The sequence below is a fragment of the Ruegeria sp. YKSF070 genome, assembly GCF_059612725.1.
Window position 1 is genome coordinate 1 of the sequence record NZ_JBXWRD010000081.1, and the last position, 13,625, is coordinate 13,625.

General features: G+C 66.1%; 8 protein-coding genes and 1 pseudogene. 4 read left to right on the top strand and 5 right to left on the bottom strand.

Annotated features, from left to right (window positions below):
* Positions 1–169: 169 nt before the first annotated feature.
* The 3 genes from AC2FL1_RS22460 (at position 170) to AC2FL1_RS22470 (ending at position 6,695) form a co-directional block, all read left to right on the top strand.
* Entirely contained in the window at positions 170–1,207 is a 1,038-nt protein-coding gene (locus AC2FL1_RS22460) for a hypothetical protein (protein WP_496878400.1), read from the top strand.
* 160 nt (positions 1,208–1,367) lie between these two features.
* On the top strand, positions 1,368–4,199 hold the full coding sequence (locus AC2FL1_RS22465) for a M10 family metallopeptidase C-terminal domain-containing protein (protein ID WP_496878401.1): 2,832 nt from the start codon (positions 1,368–1,370) through the stop codon (positions 4,197–4,199).
* A gap of 186 nt (positions 4,200–4,385) precedes the next feature.
* Positions 4,386–6,695: a M10 family metallopeptidase C-terminal domain-containing protein gene (locus tag AC2FL1_RS22470; RefSeq protein WP_496878402.1), complete on the top strand. Its 2,310-nt coding sequence runs from the start codon at positions 4,386–4,388 to the stop codon at positions 6,693–6,695.
* A 14-nt stretch (positions 6,696–6,709) separates the two neighbouring features.
* Here the strand turns inward: AC2FL1_RS22470 and AC2FL1_RS22475 are convergent, their stop codons facing one another.
* The 3 genes from AC2FL1_RS22475 to AC2FL1_RS22485 form a co-directional block, all read right to left on the bottom strand.
* Positions 6,710–7,003, bottom strand: coding sequence for a hypothetical protein (locus AC2FL1_RS22475; RefSeq protein ID WP_496854879.1), 294 nt, complete (start codon positions 7,001–7,003; stop codon positions 6,710–6,712).
* 4 nt (positions 7,004–7,007) lie between these two features.
* A complete protein-coding gene (locus tag AC2FL1_RS22480; protein ID WP_496854877.1) occupies positions 7,008–7,319 on the bottom strand; it encodes a hypothetical protein in 312 nt (103 codons plus the stop codon).
* A 97-nt stretch (positions 7,320–7,416) separates the two neighbouring features.
* Positions 7,417–8,790, bottom strand: coding sequence for a DUF2793 domain-containing protein (locus AC2FL1_RS22485; RefSeq protein WP_496878403.1), 1,374 nt, complete (start codon positions 8,788–8,790; stop codon positions 7,417–7,419).
* A gap of 220 nt (positions 8,791–9,010) precedes the next feature.
* On the opposite strand from AC2FL1_RS22485, the gene AC2FL1_RS22490 reads away from it, so the two are divergent.
* Positions 9,011–9,961, top strand: a complete 951-nt coding sequence (locus tag AC2FL1_RS22490; protein ID WP_496878404.1) for a glycosyltransferase — start codon at positions 9,011–9,013, stop codon at positions 9,959–9,961.
* Positions 9,962–10,067: 106 nt separating this feature from the next.
* On the opposite strand, the pseudogene glmM reads toward AC2FL1_RS22490, so the two are convergent.
* Both glmM and AC2FL1_RS22500 read right to left on the bottom strand, forming a co-directional pair.
* A pseudogene (gene glmM, locus AC2FL1_RS22495) lies at positions 10,068–11,445 on the bottom strand (phosphoglucosamine mutase).
* Between the two features lie 284 nt (positions 11,446–11,729).
* The coding region (locus tag AC2FL1_RS22500) for a glycosyltransferase family 4 protein (protein WP_496878405.1) at positions 11,730–13,625 on the bottom strand (1,896 nt) is incomplete at its 5' end.

Below are 13,625 nucleotides of genomic sequence, written 5' to 3' on the forward strand. Positions count from 1 at the left end.
CTGGGTGCCGCGGATTTCGAGCCGGAACAGGCGCTGGTCGACGGCACCACCGCCCATGCGATGGAGCGGGTTCTGGGATGCCTGGCGACAACCGCTGGGCTGGGCCTGTGCGAGGCGCGCGCGCTGGACGCCCCCGCCCCGCCACGGCCCGACAGCTAGGGGCGGCACGATGGCGAGACTTGTCCTGCATATGGGCGCCTACAAGACCGGCACCACCTATCTGCAACATCTGTTCCACCTGAACCGGGACCTGCTGGCGCGGGCCGGGGTGATCTATCCGCCCACCGGCGACGGCTATGCCCAGCACGGGCTGACCGCGCTCTGGCTGGATGTGCCCGAGGCGCTGCAGGCCGCCGGGGCCGCCGGTGGCGCCGAGGCGCTGTGGCAGGAGCTGGACCGCCATGCCCGGGGGTCGGGCACGGTGCTGCTGTCCTCGGAACTGTTCTCGCATTGGGGTGCACGGCGGGTGGATCTGGCGGGTCTGGCCCGCCGCCTGTCCGGGTTCGAAGAGCTGCGGCTGGTCTACACGATGCGGCGGCAGGCCGAGCTGGTGCAATCGGTCTGGCTGCATCAGGCCCGCAACGTGGGGCCGCGCGCGATCCATCCCTATGTGCGGCGCGCCTTTGACAAGCGCATGGCCAGCGGGGTCCGGATCGACCATGCCAGTGTCTATAATACCCTGATCGGCCATTTCCCCCCCGAACAGATCCACCTGGTCGATTACCATCAGGCAAGCGCCGCGCCCGGCGGGCTGGCGCAGGTCTTTCTCGATCTGCTGGAGACCGGGCTGGCGGCTGGCGAGCTGCGCCAGCCCTCGGCGGATCAGGGCAATATCTCGCCCGAGCCGCTGGTCTATTACCTGGCCAGCCTGATTGCCGGCCCGGACGAGCGCCCCCCGGCGGAGATGTGCGCGCGGATCGCCGAGAGCCTGCGTCAGGGGCGCGGCCCGGACCGTCCCACCAGCCTGCTGGCGCGCTATGAATACGTCAAGTTCCGCAGCCGGTTCGCGCCGGGCAATGCCGAGCTGGCCGCGCGAGTGCAGCCGGTGCAGCCGGGCTTCTCCTTCCAGGAGGCCGATCCGCCCGCCGATATGCTGTTCCGCGACGATATCGGTGAGCATGACTGGGCCCGGCTGGCCGCCGCGCTCTACCGGATGCCGCCAGCCCGGAACCGGCCCGGCCGCGGATGGGCCTGGTTCCGGCCCTGAGGCAGGCGGGTTTCCGGCCCCTCCCGCTTCACCGGACCTTAATCTGTTTTAATAGAATGCTGTCGAGAAGCCTTGCTTTCGCCATGTTTGAAAGAGGCTGCGTTAATCTCTTTTAACAATCCTGAGCTCGTGCGTGGGGGCGCATGAGTGGGATTGAAAAATGGGGGTTTTGTCGTTTGTCCAGTCGATCTGGACAGCCGATTTTCCTTTGCTCAGCCAGGTGGCGCGGCTGGATGTGTCTGACGGGGGGGGCACGCCGGTGCTGGTCCTGCAGGACCCGGTCACCCGGACGCAGAGCGAATGGCAGCTGGGCAGCGCCCTGCTGGACACGGGTGCGGTGCGGACCCGGGATACCGGGCGCAACGCCACGCAGGTGGAGATCGAGATCGAGGGCGGCAGCCACCGGCTGGACCGGGCCACGCTCTTGCGCCTGATGGAGAGGGAGGGCAGCGGCCAGGCCTATCTGGACGAGACCGGATTTGCCGGGGATCTGCTGGCCCTGCATGTGCGGCAGGTCGGCGGCCAGGCCTATCTGGTGGCCGCCCGCAGCGCCGGGTCCGGGGCGGCGGTCTATCGGCTGGATGCAAATGGCGTGCCGACCCAGCCCTCGACGGTCTCCGACAACAGCGCCCGCTATCTGGGCGGGGTCTCGGCGATGGACGGGATCACGCTGGATGGCCGGGCCTTCGTGGTGACGGTCTCGGCGCTGGAAAGCGGCGTCAACCTGCTCGAGATCCGGTCGGACGGGCGGCTGCGCCAGATCGACAGTTTCGGCCGGGGCGAGTTCCTGCCGATCAACCGGCCCACCGCGGTCGAGGTGGTCGAACAGGGCGGCCAGGCCTTTGCGCTGGTGGCCTCTTATGGCAGCAACTCGCTGACGGTACTCGAGATCGGCGCCGATGGCAGCCTGCGCTTTGTCGATCAGGCGCTGGACACGCTGGGCACCCGGTTCGCGGGGGCCGCGGCGCTGGACACGATCACCGTGAACGGGCAGGTCTTTGCCGCCATCGCCGGCAATGATGGCGGGCTGTCGCTGTTCCAGATGCTGCCGGGCGGGCGGCTGGCCCTGCTGGACAGCGTGGTGGACGGGATGCTGACCGCGCTGGACGGGGTGCGGCAGCTGCGCTTTGTCGAACGGCCGGGCGGCATCGACCTCTTTGTCCTTTCGGCCCGCGATGCCGGGCTGACCCGGTTTCAGCTCGACCTGGGCGAGGTGGGCATCACCGCCCGGGGCCGCGACGGCACCGCCGGGCGCGACGTATTGACGGCGCTGGACGGCGGCCAGCGCCTGTCGGCGGGGGCCGGGGACGACATCCTGATCGACGGTCAGGGCCGCGATACGCTGACCGGGGGGGCGGGGGCAGATCTGTTCGTGATCTCGCCCGATGCCGAAAGCGACCGGATCGAGGATTTCAACCGGGCCGAGGACCGGATCGACCTGTCCGGCTTCGGCTTTCTGACCGATCCGGGCGGGCTGCGGGTGCTCTCGGCAACGGGTGGGGCGTCGCTGCGCTGGGGGGACGAGATTCTGACCATCCGCAGTCATGACGGCCGCAGCCTCACCGCCGACGACCTGAAGGGGCGGATCCTGTTCAGCGACGGCCGGGCGGTGATGCCGCCCACCCTGCCGCTGCTGGGCGATGCGGGCAACGACACCTTCATCTGGTCCGAAGGCGCCGATACCATCGACGGCGCCGCCGGGGTGGACACGATCAGCTATGCCAATGCCCCCACCGCCGCCATCGTCGACCTGGCCGACAGCGGCGCCAATGCGGGGGCGGCCCTGGGCGACACGCTGCGCAATATCGAGGCGGTGACCGGGTCGCGCCACAATGACCGGCTGAGCGGTGACGATGCCGCCAACACGCTCTCTGGCGGTGCCGGCAACGATCATATCCGCGCGCGCGGCGGCTGGGACTGGATCGTGCCGGGCACCGGCAAGGACACGATCGATGGCGGCACCGGGCGCGACATGGTCAGTTTTGTCGACCTGCCGGACCGGGCCGGACGCAGCAATACCGAGTTCCTGCTGCATCTCGACCTGGAGGCCGGCACCGCGCAGACCTCTGCGGCCAATACCTATCGGCTGATCTCGGTCGAGCGGGTGACCGGCACCATCCATGCCGATTACATGAAGGGCAGCGCCGGCGATGACGAGTTGCGGGGCCTGGGCGATTACGACTGGTTCGTGGCCACCCCCGGCAACGACACGCTCAACGGCGGCAATGGCAAGGACATGGTCTCTTATGTGGACTGGCAGGGCGCCCGCGACGTGGTGGCGGGATCGGTGTTCGGGTCGGGCGCGCCGCCGGCCACCCGCGATGTCGCCGGGGTGGTGGTGGACCTGGCCGATACCGCCAGGAACAGCGCCCTGGCCAACGGGCACAGCTATGTCAGCATCGAACGGATCACCGGATCGAGCTGGCAGGACGTGTTCCATGGCGATGGCAATTCCAACGATTTCCGGGGCTTGGGCGGCTATGACTGGTTCGTGGGCTCGACCGGCGGGCGCGAGCGCTATTTCGGCGGCGACGGGGTCGATACGGTGACCTATTACCGGTCCACCTCGGGGGTCTCGGCGGCGCTCAACAACGGTGCCCGGGTGGCGGGACAGGAGACCGGGCGCGGCACCGGCGGCGATGCGGCGCTGGATCTCTATTTCGAGATCGAGAACCTGATCGGTTCGCCTTACGGCGACCGGCTGGGCGGCAATGCCGGGCGCAACCAGCTGTCGGGCCTGGCCGGCAACGACGCCCTGTTCGGATATGGCGGGATCGACTATCTCAAGGGCGGCCGGGGCAATGACACGATCGATGGCGGCGGCGGGTCGGATTACGCGCTCTTTGACGGCAACCGGGCCGAATACCGCCTGGCCCGCACCGCCGACAACGCGGTCACCGTTCGCGGGCCGGACGGCACCGACAGGCTGATCGACGTGGAATATTTCCGTTTCGACGACGGCGATATCCGGATCTGGGATCTGGAGTTGTGAGGCCTTTCCGGCACGTTCCGGCCCCACATGGCCCGCTCCCCTGTTATCCGGGGGGCCGTTAGCATAGAGTTAGCGCGCCCAAGGCATATAATCGACATATTGCTCCCTTAGGAGACCGCCCTTGCCGCGGGACAACCGAACACGAACCGGAACGACCAAAAAACGACCGAGCAGGAGACGACAGACATGGCAGGCGCAGAAGGGCTCAGCGGGGCCACACATTCATTGCTGGGAGCGGTGGCCAGCCAGTTCACGCGCAGCGGCGTGGTGGAATACTCCTTTGCCCCGGCCCTGCAGCCGGTTGACAATCCCGAGAATTTTCCCGGTGGTTCCAGCGTCACCCGGGCCTGGACCGCGGCGGAAAAGGCAAGCTTTCGGGCGGCCGCCCAGGATCTCATGGATGTGGCCAACATCACCCTGCGCGAAACCTCGAACGCGGCCAGCGCCGATATCAACCTGCAAATCGTCCAGGCTGTTCCGGGTGGCTTTTCGGGCTATGCCGGCGGCAATATCTTCGTGGTCGAAAGCGCCGACGCCTCGCTGCTGACGCATGAGCTGTCCCATTCCTTTGGTCTGGGTCATCCGTTCGATACCGGGTTCAACACCCTGACGCTGCCGGGTGTCACCAGCGTCTCCTCTCCGGGGGATTTCGGCTTCAACTCCATCTATTACACGGTGATGTCCTACCAACAGGGAGAGGTTCGGGAATTTCCCAATGTGAACGTGGCGCTGCCGACCTCGCTGATGGTGCTCGATATCGCCGGGCTGCAATCGATGTACGGGGCCAACACGACCCACAGGACCGGCAATGATGTCTATGAGATCCCCTCGGAACTGGTCGCGATCTGGGACGCCGACGGCACCGATGCGATCGATTTCAGCGCCAGCACCGGCCCCGCGGTGATCGACCTGCGGGCGGCGACGCTGCGGACCGAGGCCGGCGGGCTGGGCTGGGCCTCGCTGTCCGACAGCTCGACCTCGGCGCGCAGTGTGGGCGGCTACATGATCGCCTACGGGGTGACGATCGAAAACGGTATCGGCGGGCGCGGCAATGACCAGCTGACCGGCAATGGCGTGGCCAACCGGCTCGAAGGCGGCGCCGGCAACGACACCCTGACGGGAGGAGCCGGCAACGATACCCTGATCGGCGGCAGCGGCACCGATATCGTCCGCCTGAACGTGGCCTCGAGCGAGACCCGGATCGAAACCACGGATGCCGGTCTGATCCTGGTCTCCTCCGAGGGCCGCGATCTTGTGCATCGCGATGTGGAGCAGATCAGGTTCAGCGACCGGACGATCAGCTTTTCCGTGCTTCAGGCGCAAACCCTGCCGGAAGCGATCACCGGGACGGATGGGGGCGAGTCTCTGTCCGGGACCTCTGCGGCGGAACGGATTGAGGCGCGGGGCGGTGCCGACTGGATCACGCCGGGGGGTGGCAATGACACGATTGATGGCGGGGACGGCAACGACATGGTCTCGTTCATCGACCTGCCCGACACGCCGGGGCGGACCAATCTGCAGTTCCGGCTGGATGTCGACCTGGAGGCTGGCACCGCGCGCAGCCATGACGGCAGCGAAACCATGCAGCTCAGCAATGTCGAGCGGGTGACCGGCACCATCTATGCCGATTACATCCGCGGCGATGCCGGGGCCAACCACCTGCGCGGCGCTGGCGATTACGACTGGTTCGTGGCCACCACCGGCAATGACACGCTGGATGGCGGCACCGGCCAGGACATGGTCACCTTTGTCGAATGGCAGAACACCGGCGCCAACGCGATCTCGGATGCGTTTTCAACCGATGGCGCGCCGCCGACCGGGGCGCAGGCGACCGGGGTTCTGGTGGACCTGGCCAACCCGGCCAACAACACCAACCTGGCCAGCGGGCTGACCCTGATCAGCATCGAGCGGGTGACCGGCTCGGGCCGGCAGGACGTGTTCTATGGCGACGGCAATTCCAACGATTTCCGGGGCCTGGGCGATTACGACTGGTTCGTGGGCTCGGCCGGCGGGCGCGAGCGCTATTTCGGCGGCGACGGGATCGACACGGTGACCTATTTCATGTCCGGCGAGGGGGTGACGGCCAGCCTGCGCAACGGCGCCCGGGTGAATGGGCAGGAGACCGGCTATGGCAGCCGGGGCGACGCGGCGCGCGATCTCTATTTCGAGATCGAGAACCTGGTGGGCACCCGGTTCGACGACCGGCTGACCGGCAATTCCGGGCGCAACCAGCTGTCTGGGCTGGAGGGCGACGATTTCCTGTTCGGCTACGAGGATGTGGATTACCTCAAGGGCGGCGCCGGCAATGACACGATCGACGGCGGCACCGGCTCGGATTACGCGCTGTTCGACGGCGACCGGGCCGAATACACCCTGACCCGCACCGCCGACAACGCGGTCACCGTTCGCGGCCCCGACGGCACCGACCACCTGATCGACGTCGAGTATTTCCGCTTCGACGACGGAGATGTGCGGATCTGGGACCTGACGATCTGACAGGGCGGCCGCGCTCAGAACAGCGCGGCCAGTTCCCGCACATCCGGCGGCGTTTCCGGCCAGTTGCCATCGGCACAGGCGGCCCGCATCGCCTGGATCCAGGTCAGCCCGGCGCGATAGGTCTGCATCTGCGCCGCATCGAGCAGGCCGGCGCTGGCGGCGGCGGCCAGATTGATCTGCGCGATTTCATCGCAGACCGCGAAGATCCGCATCCGGCATTCCGCCTTGCGGTCCTGCAACAGGATCTGCTGTTGCAGCGCGGCCTTGTCCTCGGTGGTGACGACGCGCGAAAAGTCGATATTTGCCATGCTCTCAGGCCTCCATTTCATCTGCGGGGTCTCCCGAAAGCGGGACCCGGCCATCCCCGGCCTCGACCGGGGCGGGAAACAGCCGCTCCGGGGTCGCATCGGCCCCATGCGGCAAGATCAGCGTCAGGTGGATCACGCCCCCGATCCGCTCCACATCCGATGTCAGCCAGTCGCAGCTGACCGCATCGCGGGGCAGCACCGCCCCCTCGGGCAGAGCGGAAAAATCGAACTCCTCGCCATTGATCGTCAGGACATCGCCCTGTTTGACAAGCTCCAGCCGGTCGTCCCGGCGCATCGGGGTGAATGAAATATGCATCTTCGCTTTGTCCTTGAGGCATGCGCTCGGACGCGGGACCGGGCATGCGATATCCAGAGGGTTGGAGGGTGGGGCGTGAAGCAGCGTTTGACCGCCGCTAGGTCCAGCGTCCGACCGCGATCAGGGAGATGCCCGCCGATGTGCCGTTGCCATCCTTGTCCCAGACCCGGATGGAGGCATCCTGATAGCTCGAGGACAGGCCGGTGACGATCCGGGCGACGGACACGCTGGTCGAGGTTCCGGTGATGCTGATCGTGGCCTGGCCGCCGCCAAAGACCGCCGGAAAGATCCAGGTTTCCACCCCCGGACCGATCACCCAGTTACGGCGCCAGCAGATCTGGGTGCCATCGGCAAAGCGGGTGTAATAGCCGTTGGCATTCTCACCGTGTTCGAGCACCGCGCCGGTCGGCGCCGTTCCGGTCCCCGATACGGTTCCGACCACGTTGCCGGTGTCGATCACCCGGCGCCAGGTTCCGACCACGCCACCCTGCTTGCCGCCCCACCACAGGGCCTGATCCGGCACCTTGGGAATGGCCAGGGCCACGGCCTCGCCCGCCTGCCGCGCAAGCTTGGCCACATACCAGTCGCCTGACGCGGGTGTGTCGGCGGCCCCGGCATTTGCGACCGGACGCGCGAAATGGAACCCGGTCCGCACCCCGTCGGCAAAGACATCGCCGCTCAGGTCCGGCAGGTGCGCCCCAAGACCGAAACCGCCAACCGTGATCACGCGCCCCGGCGTGCTGTCCTGGGCATCGGCCTGTACCGCGGTTCCGGTCAGCGGCGCATCCAGCTGCAACGCGCTGTCCGACAGCGTGGCCCGGACGGACCCGGACGGGGCCAGGCTGATGGTCCCGGTTCCCGGATCCAGCCGCAGCGTCTCGGACCAGTTGCTGCCATCGGCGCTGGTCTTGATCGCAAAGGCGGTATCGCCTGCCAGCCCCATCTCGGCATGTCCGGTCCAGTCGGACTGGAACAGCAGGCTCGCCGTATCCCCGGCAGATGCCTTGTTGATCTTGAGCTGATGTCCCGCACCCGCATGGGTAAAGAGGCTGCCGGCCGAGGCCACGGCCAGACGGTTGCCGGCATCGGCGGTCGTGGCAACGCCGACCAGATCGGCATTCTGTATCTGGTCCAGTTCGGCGCTCCAGCCGCTGTCGGTATGGACATGCGCCTTCTGAGAGCTCAGGTCATAGGCCCGCCAGCCCTCCGCAGGAAGGATGAACTGCCAGCTGCTTCCGTCCCACAGCGCCAGCTTGCCCTGCTCGCCGGCCCAGGCCCCGGTCGGGCCCGCCCCCAGCGCATGGATATCCCCCGCGGCGGGGTCGGCGGGCGGGGTTTCCGACCCGATCGCCACGACAGTCAGCTGCGCCAGGGCATCCAGCCTTTGCAGGGCTTCGTTGTGAGTGACATGTTTCTGAGCCTGCGACGGTTGCAGATAGGGCAAGCTCAGTCGCGGTGATGTGTCGGGCATGGGCGCATCCTACGTCTCTGATCTGGCGCCGGACTATGCAGGTCAGATTTCAAAGAAACGCCAATGCACCGGTCGCAACCACGCTCAAGGACGCAACACCCGCGGGGAACCCAATATGCCGCGCGACCGCAAACAGCACTGGACTTTCGCCACGACTATTTGCGATGCATGGGGCGCACCCCTTGGACGAGATCAGCAGCCAGGTTCCCGATCCGCCATGATGTCAAACACATCTCCCTCTTCGGAACGGCCCGAAATCTGTATCCTGCTGGCGGTCTATCAGGGGGCCCCCTATCTGCAGACACAGCTGAACAGCTTTGTCGCCCAGACCCATCGCAACTGGTCCCTGATCGCCTCCGATGACGGGTCGTCGGATGACAGCCCCGCGATCCTGGAACGGTTCAGAGAGGCGCATGGCACCCACCGGATCAGCCTGCTGCAGGGGCCGGGCAAAGGGTTTGCCCGCAACTTTCTGTTTCTGCTGCGCAAGACCCCGCCAGAGACCGCCTTTGCGGCCCTGTCCGACCAGGATGACATCTGGTTCCCGCACAAGCTGGACCGCGCCGTCCGTCTGCTGTCCGAGCTGCCACCGGGCCAGCCGGGGCTTTATTGCGCGCGCACGATGATCTGCGCCGAAAACCTGGCCCCCATCGGCCTGTCCCAACAGTTCCGCCATGCGCCCGATTTCAGGAACGCGCTGGTGCAGTCGATCGGCGGCGGCAATACGATGGTGCTCAATCACGCGGCGCTGGCCCTGGTGCAGGAAACGCTGGACGAGACCACCGCCCCCGTGGCGCATGACTGGTGGCTCTACCAGATCATCACCGGCTGCGGCGGGCAGGTCATCTACGACCCCGAGCCGATCCTGTCCTATCGCCAGCACGGCGACAACCAGATCGGCGCGAACCTGTCGCTGCGGGCCAAGCTGTTGCGGTTTCTGGCGCTGGCGCAGGGGCGTTTTCAGGACTGGAACGAAATCGGCCTGCAAGCACTCGAGAAATCCGTGCACCGGTTCACACCGCAGGCCCGGGAAACGCTCGATCATTACAAGGCCGCGCGCAGCGGCCCGATCCTGCAACGCCTGAAATCCCTGAAAGACTCCGGTGCCTATCGTCAGAGCGCGGCCGGCACCATCGCGCTCTATATCGCCTGTCTGCTCAACCGGATCTGAGCATCGCCGCAAGGCGACCGATGCCCGGCGACAGCCGGCCCCCGGCAAGGGGCCGCGCCGGTTCACAACAGAAATGTCCGGTTGCCGCGGTCCTGACGGACAGGCTCTAGCCGACGGCGCTCAGCGGCTGGTGCTGCGGCGCATAGGTCGCGGCCTCGATCTCGTTGACGATCGACTGCATCACACCGTTCAGCAGCCCCTCGTCCTCGCTCTCGCCCATTACCCGGATCAGCGGTTCGGTGCCCGATTTGCGGATCAGCAGACGGCCCTTCTTCTGCAACTGGGCATTGCCCTGGGTGATCGCCTGCTGCACGGTCAGCTGTTCCAGCGGTGCGGTCCCGGGCTTGATCTTGATGTTGCGCAGCATTTGCGGAACCGGTTCGAACTGACGGCAGATCTCGCTTGCCTTGCGCCCGCTTTCCTGCAGCGCGGCCAGAACCTGCAGCCCCGCGACCAGGCCATCCCCGGTGGTGGCATAATCGGTCAGCACGATATGGCCGGATTGCTCTCCGCCCATGTTGAAGCCGCCGGCCCGCATCTTCTCGACCACGTAGCGATCCCCGACCGGGGTCCGCTCCAGCCGCAGGCACATGCCGGTGCATGTGCCGCTCCAGCCCCAGGTTGGACATCACCGTGGCCACCAGCGTCTTGTTCCTCAGCCGGCTCGTCGCCGCCCAACTGGTGGCCAGCAAGGCCATGATCTGATCACCATCGACCACGGCGCCGGTCTCGTCGATGATCGACACCCGGTCGGCATCGCCGTCCAGGCAGATACCCACATCGGCCTTGTGCTCCAGCACCGCCCGCGCGGCCCGCGCCGGAGAGGTCGACCCGCAATCCTCGTTGATGTTGTAGCCGTTCGGCGTGACCCCGATCGGGATCACCTCGGCACCCAGTTCCCACAGGACTTCCGGCGCGATCTTGTAGGCGGCGCCATTGGCGCAATCGAGCACGACCTTCAGACCATCCAGGCGCACCCGTTCCGCCAGGGTGGTCTTGACATATTCCACATAGCGGCTGACCGCATCGTTGAGGCGGGTGACGCGTCCGACATATTCGGCATCGACCAGGGGCAGGTCGCGCATCATCAGCTCTTCGATCTCGGCTTCGGCCTGATCGTTCAGCTTGTAGCCATCGGGGCCAAAGAACTTGATCCCGTTATCGTAATGCGGGTTGTGCGAGGCCGAGATCATCACCCCGATATCCGCCCGCATCGAGGGCGTCAGACGGCCCACCGCCGGCGTGGGCATCGGCCCCAGCGCGAACACATCCATGCCTGCGGCGGTGAACCCCGCGGTCAGGGCGTTTTCCAGCATGTAGCAGGACCGCCGCGTATCCTTGCCGATCACCACCCGGTGACGCTTGTGGTCGCGGCCGAAATAATGCCCGACCGCTGTCGCGAGGTGAACAATGGTTGCGGCGGTCATGGGATAAACATTTGCGCGGCCACGCACGCCATCGGTACCGAAAATCTTGCGGTTCATAACAAAAATTCCTTTGATCCAGCTCTTGCAACAAGATCTGACAGTCTATTAACGATAATTATCCGGGTTGTTTGGAACAACGCGTCATGCGTCGTGTATCTTCTTGCCCCCCAGCACTCATGATCCAAAACACCATATTATTCTACACACTTTTTTACGTGACCAAACATAAAGTTTCCACCCCTGGACACAGCAGGGCACCTATCGGCGGATTCACGCGACTTCTGATCATTCGATGGGCACATGTCACCGGGGCCGCTTGGCATCCGTAACGGTCCGACCCCCTAAAGCTTCAACAACCGTTCCGCGCAGCACTCCAGATCGTGACATGCCACCATCCGGGACAAGTCCGCGCGCCGGGCCGGTTCATCCGCATCGGTTGCAAAGGCGATCACCCCGGCGATGGCATCTTCCATCCGCTCATGGACATACCCGTCAAACAGGGACCGCGCGCCGGGCCAGTCATGAACCACCGGCAAACAGCCCGAGGCCATGCCCTCGATCACCGCAGTATGGCAGCCTTCGGTGTCGGAACTGGACAGGATGGTCCCGATGCCGCGATACCATTCCTCCATGTCCGGGCCAGCCGGGTCGAACCGGATCGCCCCGGCCAGATCCGGATCCGCGAAAATGCGCGCGAACTGGGCCTCGAACCGGGCGCGGGTGTCGTCCTGCCGGCTCCAGACCCATTCGATCTCCCATGGCATGGCGCTGCGCACCGCCAGCTGGAACCGGGGGTCGCGGGCCCGCAGGGCCACCAGAAAGTCGATGGCCCGGTCAAAGCGCTTGTGCTCGAACGGGTTGATCCCCACCAGGCCCAGGGTAAAGCGCGCCTCGGGCAGCTTGGGGCGCTGCAATTCATGCCAGTCGATATATTGCGGCATCACATGCACCCGTTCGGGCGCCACGCCGAACCGCGTCACCATCAGGTCGCGGAAATACTCCGACACCACGATCAGCGCGTCGACATTGTCCCACTGCACCCGTTCGGGAAAATCCCGGAAGGCCTCGAACCGGTGCAGCCTGACAAGCAGCCGGGTGCCCGGACGCTTGTTGTGGCTGTGCCAGACGGCGTTTTCGCAGCACCATTCGCACAGGACCGTATCCACATCGGCGGGCACATGCGGCTGCCCCGAGGGCTTGACGCTGCTGGCCCAGGTCTCCCAGCTCAGCCGGATACCCGGATCGGCCAGCAGCCGGTCGGTCATCTGGCGCAGGAATTTCCGCTCGTGGGTGGCGATCAGGATATGGCGCGGCGCGGGGCTCAGGCTGACGCCCGGCCGCCCATGCCCGCGGATCGCGCGCCCCAGCTTGGCGGCCAGCGCCGGAGCCGAGAACCGCCCGGCGATCTGCAAGGCGCGGTCGCGGGCCAGATCATGGGTCGGGGTGCCCCGCTGCTGCACGATCCCGCGGATCCGCGCGACGATATCGCCCTGCGAGATATCGACAAGATAGGGATAATCCGCGCCGAACAGCGACCGGTTGAACTCGCTGTCGTTCAGGATCGGCGGCACCCCCATGGCGCAGAACTCGACAATCTTGGTCGAGATCTCGATCACGTCGTCATAGCGGTTGTGACGCAGGCAAAAGGCGAAATCGGCCCCTGCCATCAGCGCCTTGGCCTGCACATGCGGCAGGTTCGAATGCAACTCGACATGCGCAAGATCGCCCTGGGCGACCCGGGCGCGCAGCCGGTCCATCCCGGCAAAGAAATCGGGATGCGCCTTGCGGCGGGTATCCTTGCCGGCGATCAGGCGCAGGCGGATCTCTCCCTCGGTGGGGGGACGGGTCTCGAGATCGGCGCAGAGATCGAGCAGCCAGTCGAGACCGTATTGCAGATCGATCTTGCCCGAATAGCACAGCGTCGCCGGCCCATCGCGCCGGGGTTCGGGCGCGTCCTCCTGGAACACCACGGGCGGGACCGCATGCACCACATGGGCGGGATAATCCGAAAGCGTTTCAAGCGCCCGTTTGGCGGTTTCGCTCTGCACCACGACGGGCATGCGCCGCTGCCGCCCGAACTGCACCCATTCGGGTTCGGGCTGGGTGACATCCGGGATCGCATTGGGCGCATAGCCCACGATCCGGTCGCAAAAGGCCGGCTCGTCCAGCAGCCGGGTCAAGAGTTCGGTACCGCGCACGAAGATCCGGTCATAGGCGCCGTGCCGCGCCTCCCAGGC

Coding starts and splice junctions, on each gene's coding strand:
- AC2FL1_RS22485 (WP_496878403.1), bottom strand. CDS start 8,790: ATGCCCGACACATCACCGCGACTGAGCTTGCCCTATCTGCAACCGTCG.
- AC2FL1_RS22460 (WP_496878400.1), top strand. CDS start 170: ATGGCGAGACTTGTCCTGCATATGGGCGCCTACAAGACCGGCACCACC.
- AC2FL1_RS22465 (WP_496878401.1), top strand. CDS start 1,368: ATGGGGGTTTTGTCGTTTGTCCAGTCGATCTGGACAGCCGATTTTCCT.
- AC2FL1_RS22475 (WP_496854879.1), bottom strand. CDS start 7,003: ATGGCAAATATCGACTTTTCGCGCGTCGTCACCACCGAGGACAAGGCC.
- AC2FL1_RS22470 (WP_496878402.1), top strand. CDS start 4,386: ATGGCAGGCGCAGAAGGGCTCAGCGGGGCCACACATTCATTGCTGGGA.
- AC2FL1_RS22490 (WP_496878404.1), top strand. CDS start 9,011: ATGTCAAACACATCTCCCTCTTCGGAACGGCCCGAAATCTGTATCCTG.
- AC2FL1_RS22480 (WP_496854877.1), bottom strand. CDS start 7,319: ATGCATATTTCATTCACCCCGATGCGCCGGGACGACCGGCTGGAGCTT.